The organism is Allobosea robiniae (genome assembly GCF_900102525.1).
GTDB lineage: Bacteria > Pseudomonadota > Alphaproteobacteria > Rhizobiales > Beijerinckiaceae > Allobosea > Allobosea robiniae.
The window spans coordinates 550,140-569,844 of the sequence record NZ_FNBZ01000003.1 but is presented as its reverse complement, the minus strand read 5'-3'; the positions used below and the strand labels follow the sequence as shown (position 1 = coordinate 569,844).

Annotated in this window: 19 protein-coding genes; 13 read left to right on the top strand and 6 right to left on the bottom strand. The window is 66.6% G+C overall.

The annotated features are described in order from the left end of the window. Positions 1 to 1,278: a TadE/TadG family type IV pilus assembly protein gene (locus BLQ70_RS11640; protein ID WP_170843381.1), complete on the bottom strand. Its 1,278-nt coding sequence runs from the start codon at positions 1,276 to 1,278 to the stop codon at positions 1 to 3. A gap of 302 nt (positions 1,279 to 1,580) precedes the next feature. On the opposite strand from BLQ70_RS11640, the gene aceB reads away from it, so the two are divergent. Next, positions 1,581 to 3,188: a malate synthase A gene (gene aceB / locus BLQ70_RS11635; RefSeq protein ID WP_091857069.1), complete on the top strand. Its 1,608-nt coding sequence runs from the start codon at positions 1,581 to 1,583 to the stop codon at positions 3,186 to 3,188. Positions 3,189 to 3,259: 71 nt separating this feature from the next. On the opposite strand, the gene BLQ70_RS25615 is transcribed toward aceB, so the two are convergent. The 3 genes from BLQ70_RS25615 to BLQ70_RS11625 are packed head-to-tail and all read right to left on the bottom strand — an operon-like array spanning position 3,260 to position 4,632. Next, on the bottom strand, positions 3,260 to 3,421 hold the full coding sequence (locus tag BLQ70_RS25615; protein WP_156407168.1) for a hypothetical protein: 162 nt from the start codon (positions 3,419 to 3,421) through the stop codon (positions 3,260 to 3,262). A 48-nt stretch (positions 3,422 to 3,469) separates the two neighbouring features. Beyond that, the gene (locus BLQ70_RS11630) at positions 3,470 to 4,414 is read right to left on the bottom strand and encodes a dihydrodipicolinate synthase family protein (protein WP_091857068.1); all 945 of its coding nucleotides are present in this window, start codon (positions 4,412 to 4,414) and stop codon (positions 3,470 to 3,472) included. Between the two features lie 8 nt (positions 4,415 to 4,422). Next, positions 4,423 to 4,632, bottom strand: coding sequence for a hypothetical protein (locus tag BLQ70_RS11625; protein ID WP_244492920.1), 210 nt, complete (start codon positions 4,630 to 4,632; stop codon positions 4,423 to 4,425). A 178-nt stretch (positions 4,633 to 4,810) separates the two neighbouring features. Here BLQ70_RS11625 and BLQ70_RS11620 point away from each other — a divergent pair, with 178 nt between their 5' ends. The 8 genes from BLQ70_RS11620 to BLQ70_RS11585 all read left to right on the top strand — a co-directional run bounded on the left by BLQ70_RS11620 (position 4,811) and on the right by BLQ70_RS11585 (position 11,669). After that, entirely contained in the window at positions 4,811 to 5,854 is a 1,044-nt protein-coding gene (locus BLQ70_RS11620; protein WP_091857067.1) for a DUF3616 domain-containing protein, read from the top strand. 5 nt (positions 5,855 to 5,859) lie between these two features. Beyond that, positions 5,860 to 6,420 carry an NUDIX hydrolase gene (locus BLQ70_RS11615; protein ID WP_091857066.1) on the top strand — a complete coding sequence of 187 codons (561 nt, stop codon included), beginning with the start codon at positions 5,860 to 5,862 and terminating at the stop codon, positions 6,418 to 6,420. A gap of 152 nt (positions 6,421 to 6,572) precedes the next feature. Next, on the top strand, positions 6,573 to 7,484 hold the full coding sequence (locus BLQ70_RS11610) for a hypothetical protein (RefSeq protein ID WP_061969789.1): 912 nt from the start codon (positions 6,573 to 6,575) through the stop codon (positions 7,482 to 7,484). Between the two features lie 132 nt (positions 7,485 to 7,616). Further along, positions 7,617 to 7,901 (top strand): metal-sensing transcriptional repressor, encoded by a 285-nt coding sequence (locus tag BLQ70_RS11605; RefSeq protein WP_091857064.1) that lies wholly within the window; start codon positions 7,617 to 7,619, stop codon positions 7,899 to 7,901. A gap of 25 nt (positions 7,902 to 7,926) precedes the next feature. Next, positions 7,927 to 9,039, top strand: coding sequence for an S-(hydroxymethyl)glutathione dehydrogenase/class III alcohol dehydrogenase (locus BLQ70_RS11600; protein ID WP_091857063.1), 1,113 nt, complete (start codon positions 7,927 to 7,929; stop codon positions 9,037 to 9,039). Positions 9,040 to 9,250: 211 nt separating this feature from the next. Continuing rightward, positions 9,251 to 10,087: an S-formylglutathione hydrolase gene (fghA, locus tag BLQ70_RS11595; protein WP_061969795.1), complete on the top strand. Its 837-nt coding sequence runs from the start codon at positions 9,251 to 9,253 to the stop codon at positions 10,085 to 10,087. A gap of 79 nt (positions 10,088 to 10,166) precedes the next feature. After that, on the top strand, positions 10,167 to 10,631 hold the full coding sequence (locus BLQ70_RS11590) for a low affinity iron permease family protein (protein WP_091857062.1): 465 nt from the start codon (positions 10,167 to 10,169) through the stop codon (positions 10,629 to 10,631). Between the two features lie 168 nt (positions 10,632 to 10,799). Next, positions 10,800 to 11,669 carry an outer membrane protein gene (locus BLQ70_RS11585; protein WP_061969797.1) on the top strand — a complete coding sequence of 290 codons (870 nt, stop codon included), beginning with the start codon at positions 10,800 to 10,802 and terminating at the stop codon, positions 11,667 to 11,669. A gap of 56 nt (positions 11,670 to 11,725) precedes the next feature. Here BLQ70_RS11585 and gpmI read toward each other — a convergent pair whose 3' ends face one another. Further along, entirely contained in the window at positions 11,726 to 13,240 is a 1,515-nt protein-coding gene (gene gpmI / locus BLQ70_RS11580) for a 2,3-bisphosphoglycerate-independent phosphoglycerate mutase (RefSeq protein WP_210184274.1), read from the bottom strand. Between the two features lie 114 nt (positions 13,241 to 13,354). On the opposite strand from gpmI, the gene BLQ70_RS11575 reads away from it, so the two are divergent. From BLQ70_RS11575 to BLQ70_RS11560, 4 genes are all read left to right on the top strand, one after another. Beyond that, positions 13,355 to 14,104, top strand: coding sequence for a haloacid dehalogenase type II (locus BLQ70_RS11575; RefSeq protein WP_091857060.1), 750 nt, complete (start codon positions 13,355 to 13,357; stop codon positions 14,102 to 14,104). 22 nt (positions 14,105 to 14,126) lie between these two features. After that, positions 14,127 to 14,813 carry a glutathione S-transferase family protein gene (locus tag BLQ70_RS11570; protein ID WP_091857152.1) on the top strand — a complete coding sequence of 229 codons (687 nt, stop codon included), beginning with the start codon at positions 14,127 to 14,129 and terminating at the stop codon, positions 14,811 to 14,813. A gap of 133 nt (positions 14,814 to 14,946) precedes the next feature. Beyond that, positions 14,947 to 16,620: a formate--tetrahydrofolate ligase gene (locus BLQ70_RS11565; protein WP_091857059.1), complete on the top strand. Its 1,674-nt coding sequence runs from the start codon at positions 14,947 to 14,949 to the stop codon at positions 16,618 to 16,620. Positions 16,621 to 16,845: 225 nt separating this feature from the next. Next, entirely contained in the window at positions 16,846 to 18,606 is a 1,761-nt protein-coding gene (locus tag BLQ70_RS11560; RefSeq protein WP_091857058.1) for a sensor domain-containing diguanylate cyclase, read from the top strand. Between the two features lie 9 nt (positions 18,607 to 18,615). Here BLQ70_RS11560 and BLQ70_RS11555 read toward each other — a convergent pair whose 3' ends face one another. Further along, entirely contained in the window at positions 18,616 to 19,653 is a 1,038-nt protein-coding gene (locus BLQ70_RS11555) for an L-idonate 5-dehydrogenase (RefSeq protein ID WP_091857057.1), read from the bottom strand. Between the last annotated feature and the right edge of the window lie 52 nt (positions 19,654 to 19,705).

The following is a 19,705-nucleotide window of genomic DNA, read 5'->3' as shown; positions in this document are numbered from 1 at the left end:
TTACTGCGTCAGGCGCACCGCGCTGATCTCGCTGGCGATCGCCTTGAAGATCGGGCTGAGCTGCGAGGCGTTCTTGACGTCGTAATACATCTCCGGCCGCGTGGCGCAGTTCTTCAGCAGCGTCGCGTCGCCGTCGATGACGCGGATCGTGTAGAGGCTGATTCCCGCCGCCTTGACCCCCGTGCAGGCGAGCGTCGTGCGGGCATCGATCTCGTTGCCGACCTTTGTGAAGCGATTCTCGGTATTGTCGCCGTCGGTCAGCAAGATCATGTATTTCTTCAGCATCGGCTCGGTCGAAGGCTTCGCCTGCGTGAACGGGGCCGCCGGCGACAGCGTGGCCCAGCCCCAGACTGCACCGATCGTGACGTTGGTGTTGCCGACCGGCGTCATCGTGTCGACGCGGGCATTGAGCGCCGCCCAGTCCGCAGTCAGCGGCAGGACCTCCGCGAGCGAGGTCTGGCCGCACCAGGTCGCCGGATATTGCTGGGCGCTGGCCGAATAGGAACCGGCATCGCTGACATCGTAACTCTGATCGCGGTCGGCGATACAGCCGTGGCTCTGGGCCCATACGGTCTTGGTCAGCGTCTCGGTGGTGCAGTTATTGCCCCACCGGTCGCAATTGACCTTTCGCGTCATGCCGTAGCGAATCCAGTTCTCGTTTTTGAGGCCGCGGTCGATCCGGACCTGGGTGTTGAACGGCACGATCGAGATCTTGATCTGTTCGGGATCGATCGCCGCATCCTGCATAATCTTGATGAGATCCTTGGAGGCCTGCTTCAGCGCCGTCATCTTGCCGGACGAAGACATCGAGCCGGTATTATCGAGCACCAGCGCGAGCTCGATCTTGTTGGTTCCCCAGGTCGACTCGCTGTTCGTACCCACCGGCAGTTGGCTAGTGCCGAGCACGCGGGAGATCGTGGTCGGCACAATCGCCTTGGCCTCGATCTTGATCGTCCGCGCCGTGCGATCGATCGTCACCGCCGCACTTTCGAACTCGCCTTTCACATCGGGGGGCAGGTTGTCGCGGATCCAGGCGTCGATGCGCGTCCTGAGCTCCCCGTCCGTCAGCTTCTGGGCATCGCGGGCCGCCATCAGCGCCGCGGAATCGATCGCCGCATTGAGCGCCTGCCGGGTATTGCTGGCGCGGGAATAGTCGATCGCCACGCCGACGACGCCCATCAGCGGCACGAGCACCAGCCCGAACAGCATCATCACGTTGCCGCGTTGATCCCGGCGGAAGCGCCTGAACATCTCAGGCAGTGAGCCGATCTTCATCATTGGTTTCATCCAGGGCCGGATTGCCGCATTCGACCCCGGAAGCGTTGGCGGCCGGAACTTACGAATTGCTGAAACCGATTTGCGGAAGTCGGGCCTATCTGCACATTTTGAATCGAAACGCACTGCCGTTACGTCATTATGCGTTCACCGCGCGCGCAACACAACTTTCACGGGCATTTTGACGGCCCTTACCCGCGAACGGAAATTCATTCAAAATTTGAACAAGTGATCGTCATTTTTTCCGGATTTTGCAAAGTGTGCTTTCGCGGAATGATGGTCCCAACCTGATCGGAGGACCATTCATGTCGGACACCCCCACACTCGCCCTGCCGGCCGGCGTCGTCGTCAAGGGCGCCCTGCAGCCGGGCTTCGAGCAGATTCTCAGCACCGAGGCGCTCGGCTTCGTCGCCGACCTGCATCGCCGCTTCAACGAGACGCGCAAGCGCCTGCTGGCCCTGCGTACGGAGCGTCAGAAGCGCTTCGACGCCGGCGAGACGCCCGATTTCCTCGCCGAGACCCGGCATATCCGCGAAGGCGACTGGACCGTCGCACCGATCCCGGCCGACCTCCTCGACCGCCGCGTCGAGATCACCGGCCCGGTCGATCGCAAGATGATCGTCAACGCGCTGAACTCCGGCGCCAAGGTCTTCATGGCCGATTTCGAGGATGCGTCCTCGCCGGTCTGGGCCAACATGATCGAAGGCCAGATCAATCTCCGCGACCGCTGGGCGAACAAGATCGACTTCACCGATCCCACGAACGGCAAGGACTACAAGCTCAAGGCCAAGCCCGCCGTCCTGATCATCCGCCCGCGCGGCTGGCATCTGCCGGAGCGGCACATCGTCATCGATGGAGAGGAGGCCTCGGGCTCCCTGGTCGATTTCGGCCTCTATGTCTTCCATAACGCCAAGGCGGCGCTGGCCGCCGGCTCCGGCCCGTATTTCTACCTGCCGAAGCTGGAGAGCCACCTCGAGGCCCGGCTCTGGAACGACGTCTTCGTCGCCGCCCAGTCGGCGCTCGGCCTGAAGAACGGCACGATCAAGGCAACCGTCCTGATCGAGACCCTGCCCGCCGCCTTCGAGATGGACGAGATCCTCTACGAATTGCGCGAGCACATGGCCGGCCTCAATTGCGGCCGCTGGGACTACATCTTCTCCTTCATCAAGAAGCTCGCTCGCAACAAGGCCTATGTCCTGCCGGATCGCTCGCAGGTCGTGATGTCCAAGGTCTTCCTGCGCGCCTATTCGCTGCTGCTGATCAAGACCTGCCACAAGCGCGGCGCCTTCGCGATGGGCGGCATGGCGGCGCAGATCCCGGTCAAGAACAACCCCGAGGCCAATGCCGCCGCCTTCGCCAAGGTCAAGGCCGACAAGGAGCGCGAGGCCGGCGACGGCCATGACGGCACCTGGGTCGCTCACCCGGATCTCGTCCCGGTCGCGATGGAGGTCTTCGACCGGCTGATGCCGCAGGCCAACCAGCTCGACAAGAAGCGCGACGACGTCTCGATCGGCGCCAAGGACCTGCTGGAAGTCCATCAGGGCACGCGCACCGAGGAAGGCTTCCGCGAGAACATCCGCGTCGGCGTCCAGTATATCGAGGCCTGGCTGCGCGGCCGTGGCGCGGTTCCGATCTACAACATGATGGAGGACGCTGCGACCGCCGAGATCAGCCGCGCCCAGATCTGGCAGTTCGTCCAGTACGGCGTTGCGCTCGAAGGCGGCATCACAGCCGATGCGGCGCTGTTCAAGCGCTGCCTGCCCGAGGAGATGGAGCGCGTGAAGGGCGAACTCGGCGCGGAGAACTATGCCAAGGGTCGCTTCCCCGAGGCGATCGCGCTGTTCGAGACCCTGTCGCTGGCGCCGAACTTCGAGGATTTCCTCACCGTGCCGGCCTACGCCAAGCTCGCCTGAGCTCGGTTCGGTTCGGACCGATGACATCGGAAGGGCGTCGCGCCATCGCGGCGCCCTTTCTTTTTGCGCAGTCAATGCAGATGCCACCAGACCCGTCCGCCGATCAGGATGGCGAGCAGGACGACCGAGCCGAACAGGTGCAGCAGGTCAGCCTTCCAGCCACCGGCCGATGGCCTGCGGACATGTCGGTAGATCGCCTCCCGGCGACGGCGATAGGTCCCGATCGTGGTCATTGAAACCTCCATCCGGTTCGCGGTGGACACAGCCGCGCTGCTACGGATTCAGGCGCGGCGGGCAGCTACCGCGGGCCCGTTGCGCGCTGCCTTCATCGCCATGCCGGCAAGCGGGTGCGGCAGGTCCTCGATGGCGTCGCAAAGCAGGGGCACGATGTCCGGCCGCGGCGGCGCGAGCGGCGCGCGGCAGGTTGCGCCGACCTCCGGATGCAGCATCGACAGAGCGAGCTTGATCAGGACGGGGTCGGGCTCCCGCGCGAGCAGGTCGAGCAACGGGACCAGCCGCCGCTGCAGGATCTGCGCCTGCCCGTAGAACTCGGAGCGCGCCGCGCTGTCCATCCGCGCCAGCCAATGCGGCGCAAGATTGCCGACGCTGGTGATCGCCCCGCAGCCGCCGGCGAGCAGATAGGCAGGGATGGTGTCCGCCGCGCCGGTCAAGCGCATGAAACGGCGGTCGCGGACGCGGGCAATCCGGTCGCAGCGAACGAGGTCGCCCCGCCGCTCCAGGATGCCGACGATATTCGGCGCCCCTTCCAGCTGCTCCAGCGTCTCCGGCGCGATCTCGACGCCGCAGCGATCCGGATCGTTGTCGAGGATGATTTCGAGGCCGGTCGCCTGCGCCGCCGCCAGCGCATGGGCCGCCAGGCCCGCCTGCGTCGGCCGGTTGTAATAGGGCATGCGCAACAGCAGGGCCGAGGCGCCGACCTTCTCGGCGGCGGCGATTTCCGCAACGGTCCCGGCAGTCGAATAGCTGCCGACAGCGGCGATCACCGGGTAATGCCGACCGGCGATGCGGCGGGCGGCGGCGCAGAGCGCCTCCCGCTCGGACCCGCTCAGCGTCGGGCTCTCACCTGTGGCGGTGCCGACCACGATGCCGTCGGCGCCCTGCGCGATCTGCCAGAGAATGAGGCGTTCCAGCGCGCCGTAATCGATCGCGTCCTCGTCGAAAGGCGTGACCAGCGCGGTGAACATGCCGTGAAGCCAGTGGTTCATGGCGCGCCTCAGAGCAGCGAGAGCGTCTTCGCGGTCATACGGACCGCGCGAGCCCGGTGCCCGGTCTCGAAGACGGCATAGCGCAGCGCGGCACTGCGATCGCAGAAGATGCCGCCGCCGCGGCCATGCGTCTCGACGGCCAGCCAATGGCCTTCCACGTCGCGCCCGACGAGGAACTGGAGCGGACCGCCAAAGGATTTGCGAGGAATACTGAACATCATCCTGTTTCCCGAGCGGTCTTCCAGGACCGCCCGGACAAGCTAGGGACGGCGCCATAGCCGTTCGAGACGAGGCAAAGGGCAGGATCATCAAGATCCCATAGGGATCGCGCCGCAGCGCTTTGACATCCTCCTGCCGCTCGCGCTCAATCCGCGCCTCTTCCTCCGGATTCGCCTGATGCGCTACCCCCTCTTCGTCATGCTCCTCGCCGCCGCTACGCTCGCCGGCCCCCTCGCCCAGGCGGCGACGCTCGCGCCGGAACAGCGCTTCAGGACGCTCGGTGACTTCTCCGGCAAGAAGCCCGGCAAGCCGGCGCGCGATGTCAGCGGCCTCGCCTGCATGCCGGCCGCCAACGGCACCCAGCGCTGCCTGCTGATCAATGACGAGGGCTCCTTCGCCCAGTTCGCCCGCATCGCCGAGAACCGCATCACGCCGGACGCGACCGTGCCCATCATCGGCGCCGAGGCCGCGCCCGACACCCTTGGCCAACCGCCGCAAGGTATCTGCAAGATGCCCGGCCGCTTCGCCGAACTCGACGGCGAGGCCGTCGCCTATGCCGAGGGCGCCTTCTATGTCGCAGGCTCGCATGGCTGTTCGCGCAAGCGCGGCGAATTCCGCCTCTCGGCCTTCCACCTTGCCCGGATCAAGGTCGATGTCGAAGGCACCGCCGCCGGCAAGGTCGAACTGACCTATCGCCTGAGCGACATGCTGCGCGCCGCCGGTCCAGCGGGCGCCTTCTTCGGACGCGGCCTGATGGACGATAACGGCCTGAATGTCGAAGGCATCGCGGTCACCGGCGACACGCTCTGGGCCGGTCTGCGCGCGCCCTCCCTCGGCAATCGCGGCTTCCTCGTCGGCGCCTCGCTGAACGCCCTGTTCGCGCCGGGCCATGCGCCCGCAACGGAGGCGCCGCAGGTCTTCCAACTGCCGGCCGGCCCCGATCGTGGCATCCGCGACCTCGCGCCCCTCCCCGATGGCCGCCTGCTCGCGCTGCTGGGGCCGGCGCAGGAACAGGCCCTGCCCTACTCACTGCTGCTGATCGACCCCGCCAGACCCGATGCGGCAGCACCGCTCGGCGATCTGCCGGCTCGCGGCGGCGACAAGGCGGAATCCCTGACCGTGCTGACGCAGGACGGCAAGGGTCTCGCGGTCCTGATCGGCTATGACGGCCCGAAGAACGGGCATTTCGAATCCTACCGCCTGCCGCTCGAACCTCGTTGAACCCGATGGATTTCCGCAACGATCTCACCCGCGCCGTCGAGCGCTACCGCGCCGAGATCGCGGGCCCGCGCGAGCATCTCGCGCTGCTGCGCTGGCAGATGACTGAGGGCCACGCGCTCGACCGGCGTGACACCTTTCCCGGCCATCTCACCACCAGCGCCTTCGTACTCTCGCCCGATCATGCCCAGGTCCTGCTGATCGACCATGTCGTGATCGGCCGCTGGCTCCAGCCCGGCGGGCATTGGGAGGAAGCCGAGCATTTCCATCTCTCGGCCGCACGCGAGGCGATCGAGGAAACCGGCGTGCAGGGCCTCGCCCTGCATCCCTGGCATCGCGGCGCAGACTTGCCCTTCACCATCGACAGCCATGACGTGCCGGGCAAGCCATCCCGCGGCGAGCCGGCCCATATCCATCACGACCTGCAATATCTCTTTCTCGCCGATCCGGCCCTCCCGCTCGTCGCGCAGGTCGAGGAGGTGCACGCCGCCGCCTGGAAACCGGTCGAGGCGCTCGCGGGGATCGCGCCGCGTGCCCTGGAGCGTCTGTCGCACCTGCCCACGCCCTGACTGTTGCAGCGCAACAACAGCCATCCGGATTGCTGAAACGGCTATAGCTCTTTTATCGCCTGCGGCCTCGGAGCGGCGCATGTCTTGCAACGGGAGAAGCCCCGCCCGAGTCGCGGCGAAGCTTGCTTCCGCCGCGCAACTGGAACCGCGCCATGACGAACCTCGCTCCTCTTCGCCTCGCCGCCTCCTTGTTCATGTCCATCGCCACGACGACGGCCTTCGCCGCCGACCTGCCCTCCCGCAAGGGCGCTCCGGCTGCGCCTCCGCCCACGCTCTCCGCCTGTACGGAAAGCGAGGGCATCCCGACCGACGCCTTCGGCTTCACCACCGGTTCGGACGTCGCCGATACCGGCTCCTTCGGCCCGAGCCTGACCTATGGCGGCGCCTTCGGCACCCGCGGCGGCAGCTTCAACGGCCATGGCCTGACCTTGCAGGGCTCCTACGGTCTGTTTCCCTGCTTCGAGATCGGCCCCTATGTGCTGGGCTCCTTCAGCAACGCCTCGATCGGCGGCATCAGCGCCGACGAGCGCGCCTTCGGCGCCGGCGTCGAGATGAAATACAAGCTGCTCGGGCGGAGCATGCACGGGCTCGGCCTGACCCTCGTCATCGATCCCAGCGTCAACCGCGCCGATCCGGACGGCGCCGGCCGCTTCACCACCTACAATACCGGCATCCGCCTCTTCGCCGACAAGACGCTGATCCCGAACACGCTCTACGCCGGGCTCAATCTCTCGCATGACCTGACCTGGACCGGCCCCTCGCCCTATCAGCGCTCATCGACCTTCACCATCGCCGGCTCGCTCGCCTGGCAGGTGCAGGAGGGGCTCTATCTTAGCGGCGAGGTCCGCCATATGCGTGCCCATAACGAGCTCGGCTTCGGGAAGGAGGCGGGCTACGCGACCTTCGCCGGCCCCGGCGTGTTCTGGCAGGCGACGAAGCAGCTCGCCCTCTCCGCCGCCTACAACATCCAGGTCTCCGGCAAGGCCAAGGGCGAGCCCGGCAATCTCGACCTCACCAATTTCAGCCAGCATCTCGTCAAGGTGAAGCTCGGCTACAGCTTCTAAATCTGCTCGACAGCGCATCGACGGAAGAGCGGCAGCGGCAACGCTGCCGCTCTTTTCGTTTAGGCTCGCCTTGCGCGTTGACATACTCCCCCTCAGTACCATAGCGTCGCGGCAACCGGAGCCTCAGTGCCCATGCCTCACACGCCCGAAGAGAAGAAGCGCGCCGTCACGCGGCTGCGCCGGATCAAGGGGCAGACTGACGCCCTGATCGCCGCCGTCGAGCGCGGCGAGGAATGCGGCGCCCTGCTGCAGCAACTCGCCGCCTTGCGCGGCGCCGCGACCGGATTGATGGCCGAGGTGCTCGAAAGCCACCTGCGCGAGACCATGGCCCGGCCGGCCGAGGCAGCGCAGGTGGAAGCCGGAAACGATGACGAGATCGCCGCGATCATGCGGGTGATCCGCCCCTATCTGAAATGAACATCCCCAAGGAAGGAAGCCCCCGATGAAGACCCGCGCCGCCGTCGCCTGGGAAGCCGGCAAGCCCCTCACCATCGAGACCATCGAGATCGGCGGCCCCAAGGCTGGCGAGGTTCTGGTCGAGGTGATGGCGACCGGCATCTGCCATACCGACGCCTACACGCTCTCGGGTCTGGATTCGGAGGGCAAGTTCCCGGCGATCCTCGGCCATGAGGGCGCCGGCATCGTGCGCGAGGTTGGCGCCGGCGTGAGCAGCCTGAAGCCCGGCGACCACGTCATCCCGCTCTACACGCCGGAATGCCGGAGCTGTAAGTCCTGCCTGTCGCGCCGGACCAATCTCTGCACCTCGATCCGCGCGACCCAGGGCCAGGGCGTGATGCCGGACGGCACGAGCCGTTTCTCCTGCGACGGCGGTGAAGTGTTCCACTACATGGGCTGCTCGACCTTCGCGAACTTCACCGTGCTGCCCGAGATCGCGCTCGCCAAGGTCCGCGAGGACGCGCCCTTCGACAAGATCTGCTATATCGGTTGCGGCGTGACCACCGGCATCGGCGCGGTGATCTACACGGCAAAAGTCTGGCCGGGCGCGAATGTCGTGGTCTTCGGGCTGGGCGGCATCGGCCTCAACGTCATCCAGGGCGCCCGCATGGTCGGCGCCGACAAGATCATCGGCGTCGACATCAACCCGGCCAAGCAGGAGATGGCGCGCAAGTTCGGCATGACCGACTTCATCAACCCGGCCGAGATCGGCAACGACAAGGTCGTCCAGGCGATCGTCGACCTCACCGGCGGCGGCGCCGATTTCTCCTTCGATGCCACCGGCAACACCAATGTGATGCGCCAGGCGCTGGAGTGCTGCCATCGCGGCTGGGGCGAGTCGATCGTCATCGGCGTGGCCGAGGCCGGCAAGGAGATCGCGACCCGGCCATTCCAGCTCGTCACCGGCCGCGTCTGGAAGGGCACCGCCTTCGGCGGCGCGCGCGGGCGCACCGATGTGCCGAAGATCGTCGACTGGTACATGGAGGGCAAGATCAACATCGACGACCTGATCACCCACAAGCTCTCGCTCGACGAGATCAACCACGGCTTCGACCTGATGCACGAGGGCAAGTCGATCAGGAGCGTGGTGGTCTACTGAGGTGCCGTTCCACCGCCTCATTCGGCGGGCACTGAAGCACGACCTTTGTCATTCCGGGGCAGCGCGAAGCGCTGAACCCGGAACCCACGACCGGGTACGAAGCTTGAATAGACCGACCGGGCAAGGGCTTGCCCGGTCGTGGGTTCCGGGTTCGTCTTTCGGCCGCCCCGGAATGACAGGCGTCGTGCCAAACCTCTGAAGGACCCGCCCAATGGAACTCCTCTCGTCCTCGAAGGCCTTCGGCGGCTCGCAGCGCGTCTATCGGCATGACAGCGCGGCTTGCGCCTGCCCGATGAACTTCGCGATCTACCTGCCGCATCAGATCGAGGACGGGCCGGTTCCGCTGCTCTGGTATCTCTCGGGCCTGACCTGTACGCACCAGAACGTCATGGACAAAGGCGAATACCGCGCCGCAGCGGCCGCCAACGGCATCGCCATCATCTGCCCGGATACGAGCCCGCGCGGCGAAGGCGTGCCGGACGAACCGGAGAACTGGCAGTTCGGCTGCGGCGCCGGCTTCTATCTCGACGCAACCGAGGCCCCCTATGCGAAGAACTACCGCATGGAGAGCTATATCCGCGACGAATTGCCGGAGCTGGTCGGCAGGCATTTCCCGGTCGACATGAACCGGCAGGGCATCTTCGGGCATTCCATGGGCGGTCATGGCGCGATCACCCTCGCCCTGAAGAATCCCGAGCGCTACCGTTCCGTCTCCGCCTTCGCGCCGATCACCCAGCCTTCGACGGCCGGCTGGTCGCGCCCGGCCTTCGAGAAATATCTGGGACCGGACGAGACGCGCTGGCGCGCCTATGACTCGACCCTGCTGATCGCCGACGGCCACCGCGTCCGCGACCTCTTGGTCGACCAGGGCACCGCCGACGGCTTCCTCGAGGAAGGCCTGCGCCCGCAGCTTCTGGATGTCGCCTGCGCCGCCGCCGGTATCCCGCTCCAGCTGACCATGCGCGACGGCTACGACCACTCCTACAACTTCATCTCGACCTTCATGGCCCAGCACATCGCCTGGCACGCGGAACGCTTGACCGCATAAGGCGCCGCAGCGGGAACGGTCGCCACTCCGGCCGCGTTGAGAGCATCACAGCCTCAACCGGCCCAAGGGGGATCGTTTCATGGCCAAGCGCCGCATGCCGCAGAGCGACCGCTCGCTGTTCACGCGCCTGTCGCAAGCCGTCGCGCATTGGGCCGGCCGGCCGCAGACTTTTCTGGGCGCTGCGGCGCTCATCGTCGTGTGGGCGCTCTCCGGCCCGTTCTTCGGCTACAACGATACCTGGCAACTCGTCGTCAACACCTCGACGACGATCGTTACCTTCCTGATGGTCTTCATCATCCAGAACAGCCAGAACCGCGACACCGCGGCGATGCAGATCAAGCTCGACGAATTGATCTGCCGGCTGGAGGGCGCCCGTGAGGAGCTGCTCGATCTGGAGGAGCTCGACGAGGACAAGCTCGAAGCGATCCGGAACGAATTCGAGGCGATGGCAGCCAAGGCCCGCAAGCTCGCCACCTCCGCCGGGGCAACGCCCCTGCCCTCGCACGAACCGCGGACAGGCTCTTCTCCCTCCGCTCGGGCGTGAAGTCCCACGCTATACGGGCATCCAGCCGGGCTCCGGAGCTTTCTTCATCCGCCGGTAAGGTTAGCGCTTAAGGTTAAGTGTCGTTTAAGAAATCACTGGCATGTTCCTTCCCGTTGGTAACACGCGCGGGCTGCGTTCTTGCGCCGCGCAAACGCGAAGGACACTGCCATGGGCAGCCTGAAAACTCTCGCGCTGGCGGGCAGCCTGGCCCTCGGCGTCTCCGCCGCGGCACAGGCCGCGGATCTCGCCTACGCACCGCCGCCCCCGCCGCCGGAGCCGCTCGGCCTGAAGGGCACGATCTCGAGCGGCATCTATCTGCGCGGCGATATCGGCGTCGGCATCCAGAGCGTCGGCAAATATCACCAGGACGATGTCGCCCAGTTCGGCGGCGCCTTCTTCGGCAAGAGCGACAACGCCGCCTTCTTCGGCGGGCTCGGCGTCGGCTATCGCTTCAACAACTGGCTGCGCTTCGACGTCACCGGCGAATATCGCGGCGCCGGCCAGATCGGCGTGAACGACATCGTCTTCAACCCGTTCAACAACGGCAACCAGACCAACACCTACAAGGGCAACCTGACCTCGCTGGTCACGCTGTTCAACGGCTATTTCGACCTCGGCACCTGGAACTGCCTGACGCCCTATATCGGCGCCGGCATCGGCTTCTCGCAGAATCGCATCAGCGGGCTGACCGATCAGGGCTCACTGACCGGCAACTTCAACGGTTCCACGCTGGGCTATGCCAATAGCGGCAGCAAGACCGATCTCGCCTGGGCGCTGATGGCCGGCGTCGGTTACGAAGTGAACAAGAACCTGACCCTGGAAGTCGGCTATCGCTACCTGAACCTCGGCGATGCCCAGTCGGGCCGCCTGATCAACGCCTTCACCGGGCAGGTCCAGGCTCCGCTCAAGGCCAAGGACATCGAGAGCCACGATTTCCGCATCGGCATGCGCTGGAACTTCGGCGACCCGAACTGCTGCGGCCCGGTCGAGCGTGAGCCGATCGCCTACGCCCCGCCGCCGGTCGTGCGCAAGTACTGATCGTCCAGCCTATCGAGACACGAAGCGGCGCGGGCACCCCCGCGCCGCTTTGCTTTTCAGCGCAGCAGCGATTGCCCGGTCATCTCGGCCGGCTGCGCCAGCCCCATCAGCGCCAGCAGCGTCGGCGAGATATCGGCGAGACGTCCGTCGGCGAGCCCCTTGGCCTGCCCGCCGACCAGCATCAATGGTACCGGGTTGGTGGTATGGGCGGTATGCGGCTTGCCCGTCACCGGATCGACCATCAGCTCGGCATTGCCATGGTCGGCCGTGACGAGCATCGCGCCAGCCTGCCGCCCGATCGCCTCGGCAATGGCGCCGAGCCCCGCATCGACCGTCTCGACCGCCTTGATCGCCGCGGCGAGCACGCCGGTATGACCGACCATGTCGGGATTGGCGAAATTGAGCACGACGAGATCGTAACGGCCTGAATCGATCGCCTCGACTGCTTTGCGCGTCAGTTCCGGCGCCGACATCTCCGGCTGCAGGTCATAGGTCGCGACCTTGGGCGAGGGCACCATCACCCGGTCCTCGCCGGCATAGGGCGTCTCCTCGCCACCGTTGAAGAAATAGGTGACGTGCGGATATTTCTCGGTCTCGGCCATGCGGACCTGCTTGCGCCCGGCCTTGGCGACGGTCTCGCCAAGGCCGTTGGCCAGCGTCTGGGCTGCGAACAGCATCGGCATGATCTTGTCGAGCTCGGCGCTGTAGGAGGTCATGCTGACCGCCTTGACCAGCACTGGCCGCCGCGAGCGGGCGAAGCCGGCGAAATCCGGTTCCAGCACGGCGGCGAGGATCTCGCGGATGCGGTCCGAGCGGAAATTGAAGCTGAGCAGCCCGTCGCCGTCCTTCATCCCGGCATAAGCGCCGATCGCCGCCGGCAGGATGAATTCGTCGGTGACATTCTCGGCGTAAGCCGCGGCGATCGCGGCCTGCGCATCGGCGAAGCGCTCGCCCTCCCCCAGCACCATGGCGCGCCAGGCTTTCTCGACCCGCTCCCAGCGATTGTCGCGATCCATCGCGTAATAGCGGCCGGAAACGCTGGCGATGCTCGCGCCCGCCGGTAGCGCGGCGGCGAAGGCTTTCACGTACTCCGCGGCCGATTGCGGCGGGGTATCGCGCCCGTCGGTGAAGACATGGACATGCACGGTGACGCCCTGCGCGGTCAGGATGCGGGCGAGCGCCACCGCATGATCCTGGTGGGCATGGACGCCGCCCGGCGAGACGAGGCCGAGGAGATGGCAGGCGCCGCCGCTCGCCTTCAACCCGGCGACGAGGCCGGTCGCTTCGAGAGCCCCGGCGATCGAGCCGTCGGCGATCGCCTGATTGATGCGCGGCAGGTCCTGCATCACCACCCGGCCGGCGCCGAGATTGAGGTGGCCGACCTCGGAATTGCCCATCTGCCCGGGCGGCAGCCCGACATCGAGCCCGGAGGTGTGCAGGAAGGCATGCGGTCCCGCCGCCCAGAGCCGGTCGAAATTCGGCGTGTTCGCCAGCCTGACGGCGTTGTTCTGGCTCTCCTCGCGCCAGCCCCAGCCATCGAGGATCATCAGCATCACGGGGCGAGGCGGCATCGGCTTGACCTGTCTGGAACGGTGAAAGGTGCTTGTGCGGATACCATGCGCCACACGGCCGATGCGAGTGTTATGAAGGTTGGGAACGCGACGAAGCCGCAACGGAGGAGACGCATGTCGATCAAGGCGCTGGTTTTCGATGCCTATGGCACGCTCTTCGACGTCCAGTCGGTCGCGGCCGTCACCGACGCCGCCTTTCCCGGCCATGGCGCGACAATCACGCAAGTCTGGCGGCTGAAGCAGCTCGAATACACCTGGCTGCGCGCCCTGATGGACCGCTACGAGGATTTCTGGACCGTCACCCGCGACTCGCTCGATTTTACGCTGAGAACGCTCGGCCTTGCCCCGTCGCCCGAGCTCGTGGCCAGGATCGCGACAGCCTATGATGCGTTGTCCCTCTATCCCGAGGCCCGCACCGCGCTCGAAGGCCTCGCCTCCTACCGCCTCGCCATCTACTCGAACGGCAGCCCGGATATGCTCAAGCGGCTCGTCGCCCATGCCGGCATCACCGACCTCCTGGAAACCGTGATCAGCGTCGACGAGATCGGCGTCTACAAGCCCGATCCGCGCGGCTATGCCCATGTCGAGAAGCGGCTCGGCCTCTCTCGAAACGAGATCCTGTTCGTTTCTTCCAACGGCTTCGACATCGCCGGCGCCAAGGCGCATGGCTTCCATGTCGCTCGCATCGAGCGCGTGCCGGCCGGCCGGCTGCGCGGCGAGCTTGCTGCCGCTGCGACGATCGACCCCACGCTGATGTTCAAGGCGCTCCGGATGCAGCCGGAGCAGCTCGGCTTCCAGGCCGATGCGACCATTGCCGCGCTGACCGATCTCGTCTCCTATGTCGCCGGACTGAGACAGGCCTGACGCGCCGCTCATGGAGACCCCGATGATCAAGCTCTACTATCACCCCTCGCCGAACCCGGCGAAGATCGCGCTGTTCCTGGAAGAGGCCGGCCTGCCCTACGAGATGGTGCCGGTCGACACCCGCAAGGGCGAGCAGTTCACGCCGGACTTCCTCGCGATCAACCCCAATGCCAAGACGCCAGCCCTGACCGATGGCGACGTCACTGTCTTCGATTCCAACGCGATCCTGCTCTATCTCGCCGAGAAGACCGGGCAGTTCCTGCCGGAGGATACGCCGAAAGCGCGCGGCGAGATGCTGTCCTGGCTGATGTTCGTCGCGACCGGCATCGGCCCCTATTGCGGCCAGGCGGTGCATTTCAGCCGCTTCGCGCCGGAGAAGCTGCCCTATGCCATCAACCGCTACGCCCGCGAGGCCGAGCGGCACTGGGGCATCGTCAACGACCTGCTCGCTGGCCGTCGTTACATGCTGGGCGACCGCTACACGCTGGTCGACATGTCGATCTGGGGCTGGGCGACGCGGCTCTCCTTCGCCGTCGGCGAGACCTGGCCGGAGATGTTTCCGCATGTGAAGCGCCATCTCGACGAGATCTCGGCCCGCCCCGCCGCGCAGCGCGCCGTCGCGCTGAAGGACCAGTTCGCCTTCAAGGCGGATTTCGATGCCGAGGCCCGGAAATTCCTGTTCCCGCAGAACGCCCATCTGGCTGGCTAAGCCAGTCCCGCGCCGCCTGTGCATCATGCCTGCCCCGCCGGCAATAGCGCTGGCGGCGGCAGGTTTTTCGCGCCAGTGTCCGCGCGGTCCCGCGCTCGGGAGACGCGGGCAGGAATAGCCTCCGAGAGGACGAATGCCGACCGATATCGAGATCGCGCGCGTAGCCACGCTGCAGCCCATCGCCACGATCGCCGCAAAGGCGGGCATCCCCTCCGAGGCGCTGAACCCCTACGGCAAGTACATCGCCAAGATCGACACGCAGGCGATCCCCGGCTTCGAGGCGAAGCCCGACGGCAAGCTGATCCTCGTCACCGCGATCAGCCCGACGCCCGCTGGCGAAGGCAAGACCACGACCACGGTCGGCCTCGGCGACGGGCTCTCCCGCATCGGCAAGCGCGCGACGATCGCGCTGCGCGAGCCCTCGCTCGGCCCGAGCTTCGGCATGAAGGGCGGCGCCGCCGGCGGCGGCTATGCCCAGGTCGTTCCGATGGAGCAGATCAACCTGCATTTCACCGGGGATTTCCACGCGATCACCAGCGCGCATAACCTGCTGGCGGCGATGATCGACAACCATGTCTACTGGGGCAATGGCCTCGGGCTCGACACCCGCCACATCGCCTGGCGGCGCGTGATGGACATGAACGACCGGGCGCTGCGCTCCATCGTCTCCTCGCTCGGCGGCGCCAGCAACGGCTTCCCGCGCGAGGACGGTTTCGACATCACCGTCGCCTCCGAGGTCATGGCGATCTTCTGCCTAGCGCGCGACGCGGCCGACCTCGAAGCCCGCCTTGGCCGCATCGTCATCGGCCGTACGCGCGACAAGCGCCTCGTCACCGCCGCCGACATCAAGGCGACCGGCGCGATGAGCGTGCTGCTCAAGGACGCGTTGATGCCGAACCTCGTGCAGACGCTGGAAGGCACGCCCGCCTTTGTCCATGGCGGCCCCTTCGCCAATATCGCCCATGGCTGCAATTCGGTGATCGCGACGAAGGCCGCACTGAAGCTCGCCGATTACGTGGTGACGGAAGCCGGTTTCGGAGCCGATCTCGGCGCCGAGAAGTTCTTCGACATCAAGTGCCGCAAGGCCGGGCTGAAGCCCGCCGCTGCCGTCGTCGTCGCAACGGTCCGCGCCCTCAAGATGCATGGCGGCCTCGCCAAGGACGCGCTCGGCCGCGAGGACCTGAAGGCGCTGGAAGCGGGGCTTTCCAACCTCACGCGCCATGTCAACAATCTCCGGAAATTCGGTGTGCCGCCAATCGTGGCGATCAACAACTTCACCAGCGACACCGCTGCCGAGCATGAATTGATCCGCAACTACTGCCGCAACCATCTCGGCGTCGAGGCCGTGATCTGCCGGCACTGGGCCGAAGGCGGCGCCGGCACGGAGGAGCTCGCCCGCAAGGTCGCCGCGCTCGCCGACGAGGGCGAGGCCGATTTCGCCCCGCTCTATCCCGATGCGATGCCGCTGCGGCAGAAGCTGGAGACGATCGCGCGCGAGATCTATGGCGCCGGCGGCGTCGCCATCGATGCCAAGCTCCAGGCGCGCTTCGCCGAGCTGGAGGATGCCGGCTTCGGCGACCTGCCGGTCTGCGTCGCCAAGACCCAGTATTCCTTCTCGGCCGATCCGACCTTGCGCGGCGCGCCCTCCGGTCACACCGTTCCGCTGCGCGAATTGCGGCTTTCGGCTGGCGCCGGCTTCGTCGTCGCGATCTGCGGGGACATCATGACCATGCCCGGCCTGCCGCGAGAGCCGGCGGCCGAGCGCATCCATATCGATACGCAAGGGCGGATCGAAGGGTTGTTCTGAAGGTTGTCGCTGCTCTGAAGGTCGTCATCCCGTGCGCGCCGCAGCGTGAAACGCTGCTGCGCAGACACGGGACCGTCTTCAGAAAGAGGCGCCTTCTCGTCATGCGATCCCGTGTCTGCGTAGCGGCACTTCGCGCCGCAACGCGCACGGGATGACCACGATTTCTTAAAGCTTACGCAACGGATCGGCCCCTACCCTGCGCAATCCCGCAAGGAAGTCGATCCGATGAGCCAGGCCGAGGCCGGTCTGCCCCGCACGTACAGCCTGAAGACCCGGGTCATGGGCTGGACGCTCGCCATCCTGGTCGCGATCGCGCTTCCCGCCGGCGCGGCCTTCCTGTGGCTCGTCGACGCGACTGTGGTGAAGCTCGGCACGCTCGTCGCCGAAAAGCAGATCCTGTTCGATCGCTATCGCGGGCTGGAAGCGCTGATGCGCGAGGTCTCGCTGGCCGAAACCGTCGCCCGCTCGCCCGCGATCGTCGACTGGGCCGAGAACGAGGCCGATCCGGTGAAGGCCGAGCGCGGCCTGGCCGAACTCGAGCATTACCGCCAGTCCTTCCGGGACCGCAGTTACTTCACCGTCATCGCCGGATCGGGCAACTATTACTTCAACGACAGGGACAACAGCTACGAGCACGATCGCAAGCGCTATACGCTGTCGGCTGGCAATCCGCGCGACGGCTGGTACTACAAGACCGCAGCTTTGGGATCCGGCTGCCACCTCAATGTCGACAACGACGACAATCTCCGCGTCACCAAGGTCTGGATCAACTGCGTCATCCGCAAGGACAGCCGTGTGCTGGGCATCATCGGCACCGGGCTCGACCTGACGCAGTTCATCCGCGAGGTCGTCGACATCCCGCAGACCGGCGTCCAGAGCATGTTCGTCGATCGCAGCGGCGCCGTGCAGGCCCATCGCGACGCGAACCTCGTCGACTTCCACAGCCTGACCAAGGACATCGCGTCCAAGAAGACGATCTACCAGCTCGTCGACAACGATCCCGATCGCAGCCTGCTCGGCGAGATGATCGCCCGCGTCGGGGCCGGCGACGATCTCGTGCAGTCGCGCTTCATGCATGTCGGCGGCAAGCGCGTCCTGGTCGGCGTCGGCTATCTCGACCGGCTCGGCTGGTTCAACGTCACGGTGATGGATATCGACCGCATCATCGACCGCAGGCTGTTCCTGCCGCTCGGCCTGCTGTTCGGGGCGGTCCTGCTGGCGGCGGCGGCCCTGATGACCCTTCTGTTCAAGCGCGCCGTGCTCGACCGGCTGGCGCGCGTCGAGCATGCCGCCAGTCATGTCCGCGCCCGCGAGTTCCGTGCCGTCGCGATCGATGCCGGTCGCGACGAGATCGGCCGGCTGTCGCAGGCCTTCGGGACGATGGCCCGCAGCGTCGAGGAGAACACCGCGCGGCTCGAGGAAGCCGTGCGCGAGCGCACCGAGCAGCTCGAACGGTTGGCCCATGCCGATCCGCTGACCGGTGCCCTCAACCGGCGTGGCTTCGAGCAGGCCTTCGAAAAGAGCCGTAGCCGCGCCGGGCGGACCGGGCATCAGGCGGGGCTGCTGCTGGTCGATCTCGACAATCTCAAGCCGCTCAACGACAGCCATGGCCACCAGAGCGGCGACGAGGTGATCGCCGAGCTCGCCCGGCGGATGACCGCGTTGCTGCGCGACCGCGACATCTGCGCGCGCTGGGGCGGTGACGAATTCATCCTGCTGCTGGACAATGTCGATCGCGACGCCTTGTCGGCCATCGCCGCGGCGATCGTCACGGCGGCTGCGGAGCGCCCCGTCACCCTCGGCAACGGCGCCTCCGTCACGGTCAGCACCAGCATCGGCGCGACACTGCTGGAGCCGCAGGATACCCTGACCGAAGCCACGCGCCACGCCGACGAAGCGCTCTATGTCGCCAAGCGCAACGGCCGCAACGGCTTCGCCATCAGCCCGCCGGAAGAGCTCTCGCTCCGCCGGCGCAGCAACGGTTGAAACCGGTCATCAGGCGAAGTCGAGCTGAACCTTGATCGCCTTCGACTTGTCGGCGGCGAGGTCGAACGCCTCGACCGCCCGGTCGACCGGGATCGATGCGGTGAGCAGCGGCGACAGGTCGATCGAGCCCGAGCCGATCATCGCCACCGCCCAGTCGAATTCCTCGTGGAAGCGGAAGGAACCGCGCAGGTCGAATTCCTTGGCGACGACGACGTTCATCGGCAGCGTGAACTGGCCGCCGACGCCGATCTGGACGATGACGCCGCCCGGCCTGACCGCGTCGAAGGCGCCGGTCAGCGCATGCTGGTTGCCGGACGCCTCGAACATCACGTCAAAGGCACCCTTCTCCGCGCCGTACTCGGCCTTGAGCCGCTCGGGCTCGGCCGCGACATTGACCGTCGCGGTGGCGCCCATCTTGCGGGCGACCGGTAGCGGCCCGTCGACAACGTCGGTCGCGACGATCTCGGAGGCGCCGGCCGCCTTGGCGGCCAGGATGGTCAGCGCGCCGATCGGCCCCGCACCCGTCACCAGCACGCGCTTGCCGAGCAGCGGCCCGGCCCGCTTGGCGGCATGAAGGCAGACCGAGAGCGGCTCGGCGAAGGCAGCCTCGGCCGCCGTGACGCGGGGCGCGACCTTCACCGCCTGCCGCTCCTCGACCACGAGCACGTCACGGAAGCCGCCCTGCACATGCGGGAAGCGCATCGCCGAGCCGTAGAACAGCATGTCGGTGCAGTGCTGTTGCAAACCCATCTGGCAGTAACGGCAATGGCCGCAGGCGCGGCTCGGATTGACCGCGACCCGGTCGCCCGGCTTCACCCGCGAGACCTCGCCGCCGATCGCCTCGACGCGGCCGGCTATCTCATGGCCGAGGATCATCGGCTCGCGCACGCGGATCGTGCCGAAGCCGCCATGCAGGTAGTAGTGCAGGTCCGAGCCGCAGATGCCGCCGGCCTCGATCCGCACGCGCACGTCGCGCGGTCCGAGCTCGGGCGCGGTCGTCTTCTCGACCCGCAGATCCTTCTCGGCATGAATGACGACGGCACGCATGGAACGCTCCCGAAATCGCCGCGCGACGGCGCGCGGCACCATTGTCTAATCG

What these genes read in the sequence shown, in the direction of transcription:
- BLQ70_RS11640 (WP_170843381.1), bottom strand. Translation starts at nt 1,278, where the DNA reads ATGATGAAGATCGGCTCACTGCCTGAGATGTTCAGGCGCTTCCGCCGG.
- aceB (WP_091857069.1), top strand. Translation starts at nt 1,581, where the DNA reads ATGTCGGACACCCCCACACTCGCCCTGCCGGCCGGCGTCGTCGTCAAG.
- BLQ70_RS25615 (WP_156407168.1), bottom strand. Translation starts at nt 3,421, where the DNA reads ATGACCACGATCGGGACCTATCGCCGTCGCCGGGAGGCGATCTACCGA.
- BLQ70_RS11630 (WP_091857068.1), bottom strand. Translation starts at nt 4,414, where the DNA reads ATGAACCACTGGCTTCACGGCATGTTCACCGCGCTGGTCACGCCTTTC.
- BLQ70_RS11625 (WP_244492920.1), bottom strand. Translation starts at nt 4,632, where the DNA reads ATGTTCAGTATTCCTCGCAAATCCTTTGGCGGTCCGCTCCAGTTCCTC.
- BLQ70_RS11620 (WP_091857067.1), top strand. Translation starts at nt 4,811, where the DNA reads ATGCGCTACCCCCTCTTCGTCATGCTCCTCGCCGCCGCTACGCTCGCC.
- BLQ70_RS11615 (WP_091857066.1), top strand. Translation starts at nt 5,860, where the DNA reads ATGGATTTCCGCAACGATCTCACCCGCGCCGTCGAGCGCTACCGCGCC.
- BLQ70_RS11610 (WP_061969789.1), top strand. Translation starts at nt 6,573, where the DNA reads ATGACGAACCTCGCTCCTCTTCGCCTCGCCGCCTCCTTGTTCATGTCC.
- BLQ70_RS11605 (WP_091857064.1), top strand. Translation starts at nt 7,617, where the DNA reads ATGCCTCACACGCCCGAAGAGAAGAAGCGCGCCGTCACGCGGCTGCGC.
- BLQ70_RS11600 (WP_091857063.1), top strand. Translation starts at nt 7,927, where the DNA reads ATGAAGACCCGCGCCGCCGTCGCCTGGGAAGCCGGCAAGCCCCTCACC.
- fghA (WP_061969795.1), top strand. Translation starts at nt 9,251, where the DNA reads ATGGAACTCCTCTCGTCCTCGAAGGCCTTCGGCGGCTCGCAGCGCGTC.
- BLQ70_RS11590 (WP_091857062.1), top strand. Translation starts at nt 10,167, where the DNA reads ATGGCCAAGCGCCGCATGCCGCAGAGCGACCGCTCGCTGTTCACGCGC.
- BLQ70_RS11585 (WP_061969797.1), top strand. Translation starts at nt 10,800, where the DNA reads ATGGGCAGCCTGAAAACTCTCGCGCTGGCGGGCAGCCTGGCCCTCGGC.
- gpmI (WP_210184274.1), bottom strand. Translation starts at nt 13,240, where the DNA reads ATGCCGCCTCGCCCCGTGATGCTGATGATCCTCGATGGCTGGGGCTGG.
- BLQ70_RS11575 (WP_091857060.1), top strand. Translation starts at nt 13,355, where the DNA reads ATGTCGATCAAGGCGCTGGTTTTCGATGCCTATGGCACGCTCTTCGAC.
- BLQ70_RS11570 (WP_091857152.1), top strand. Translation starts at nt 14,127, where the DNA reads ATGATCAAGCTCTACTATCACCCCTCGCCGAACCCGGCGAAGATCGCG.
- BLQ70_RS11565 (WP_091857059.1), top strand. Translation starts at nt 14,947, where the DNA reads ATGCCGACCGATATCGAGATCGCGCGCGTAGCCACGCTGCAGCCCATC.
- BLQ70_RS11560 (WP_091857058.1), top strand. Translation starts at nt 16,846, where the DNA reads ATGAGCCAGGCCGAGGCCGGTCTGCCCCGCACGTACAGCCTGAAGACC.
- BLQ70_RS11555 (WP_091857057.1), bottom strand. Translation starts at nt 19,653, where the DNA reads ATGCGTGCCGTCGTCATTCATGCCGAGAAGGATCTGCGGGTCGAGAAG.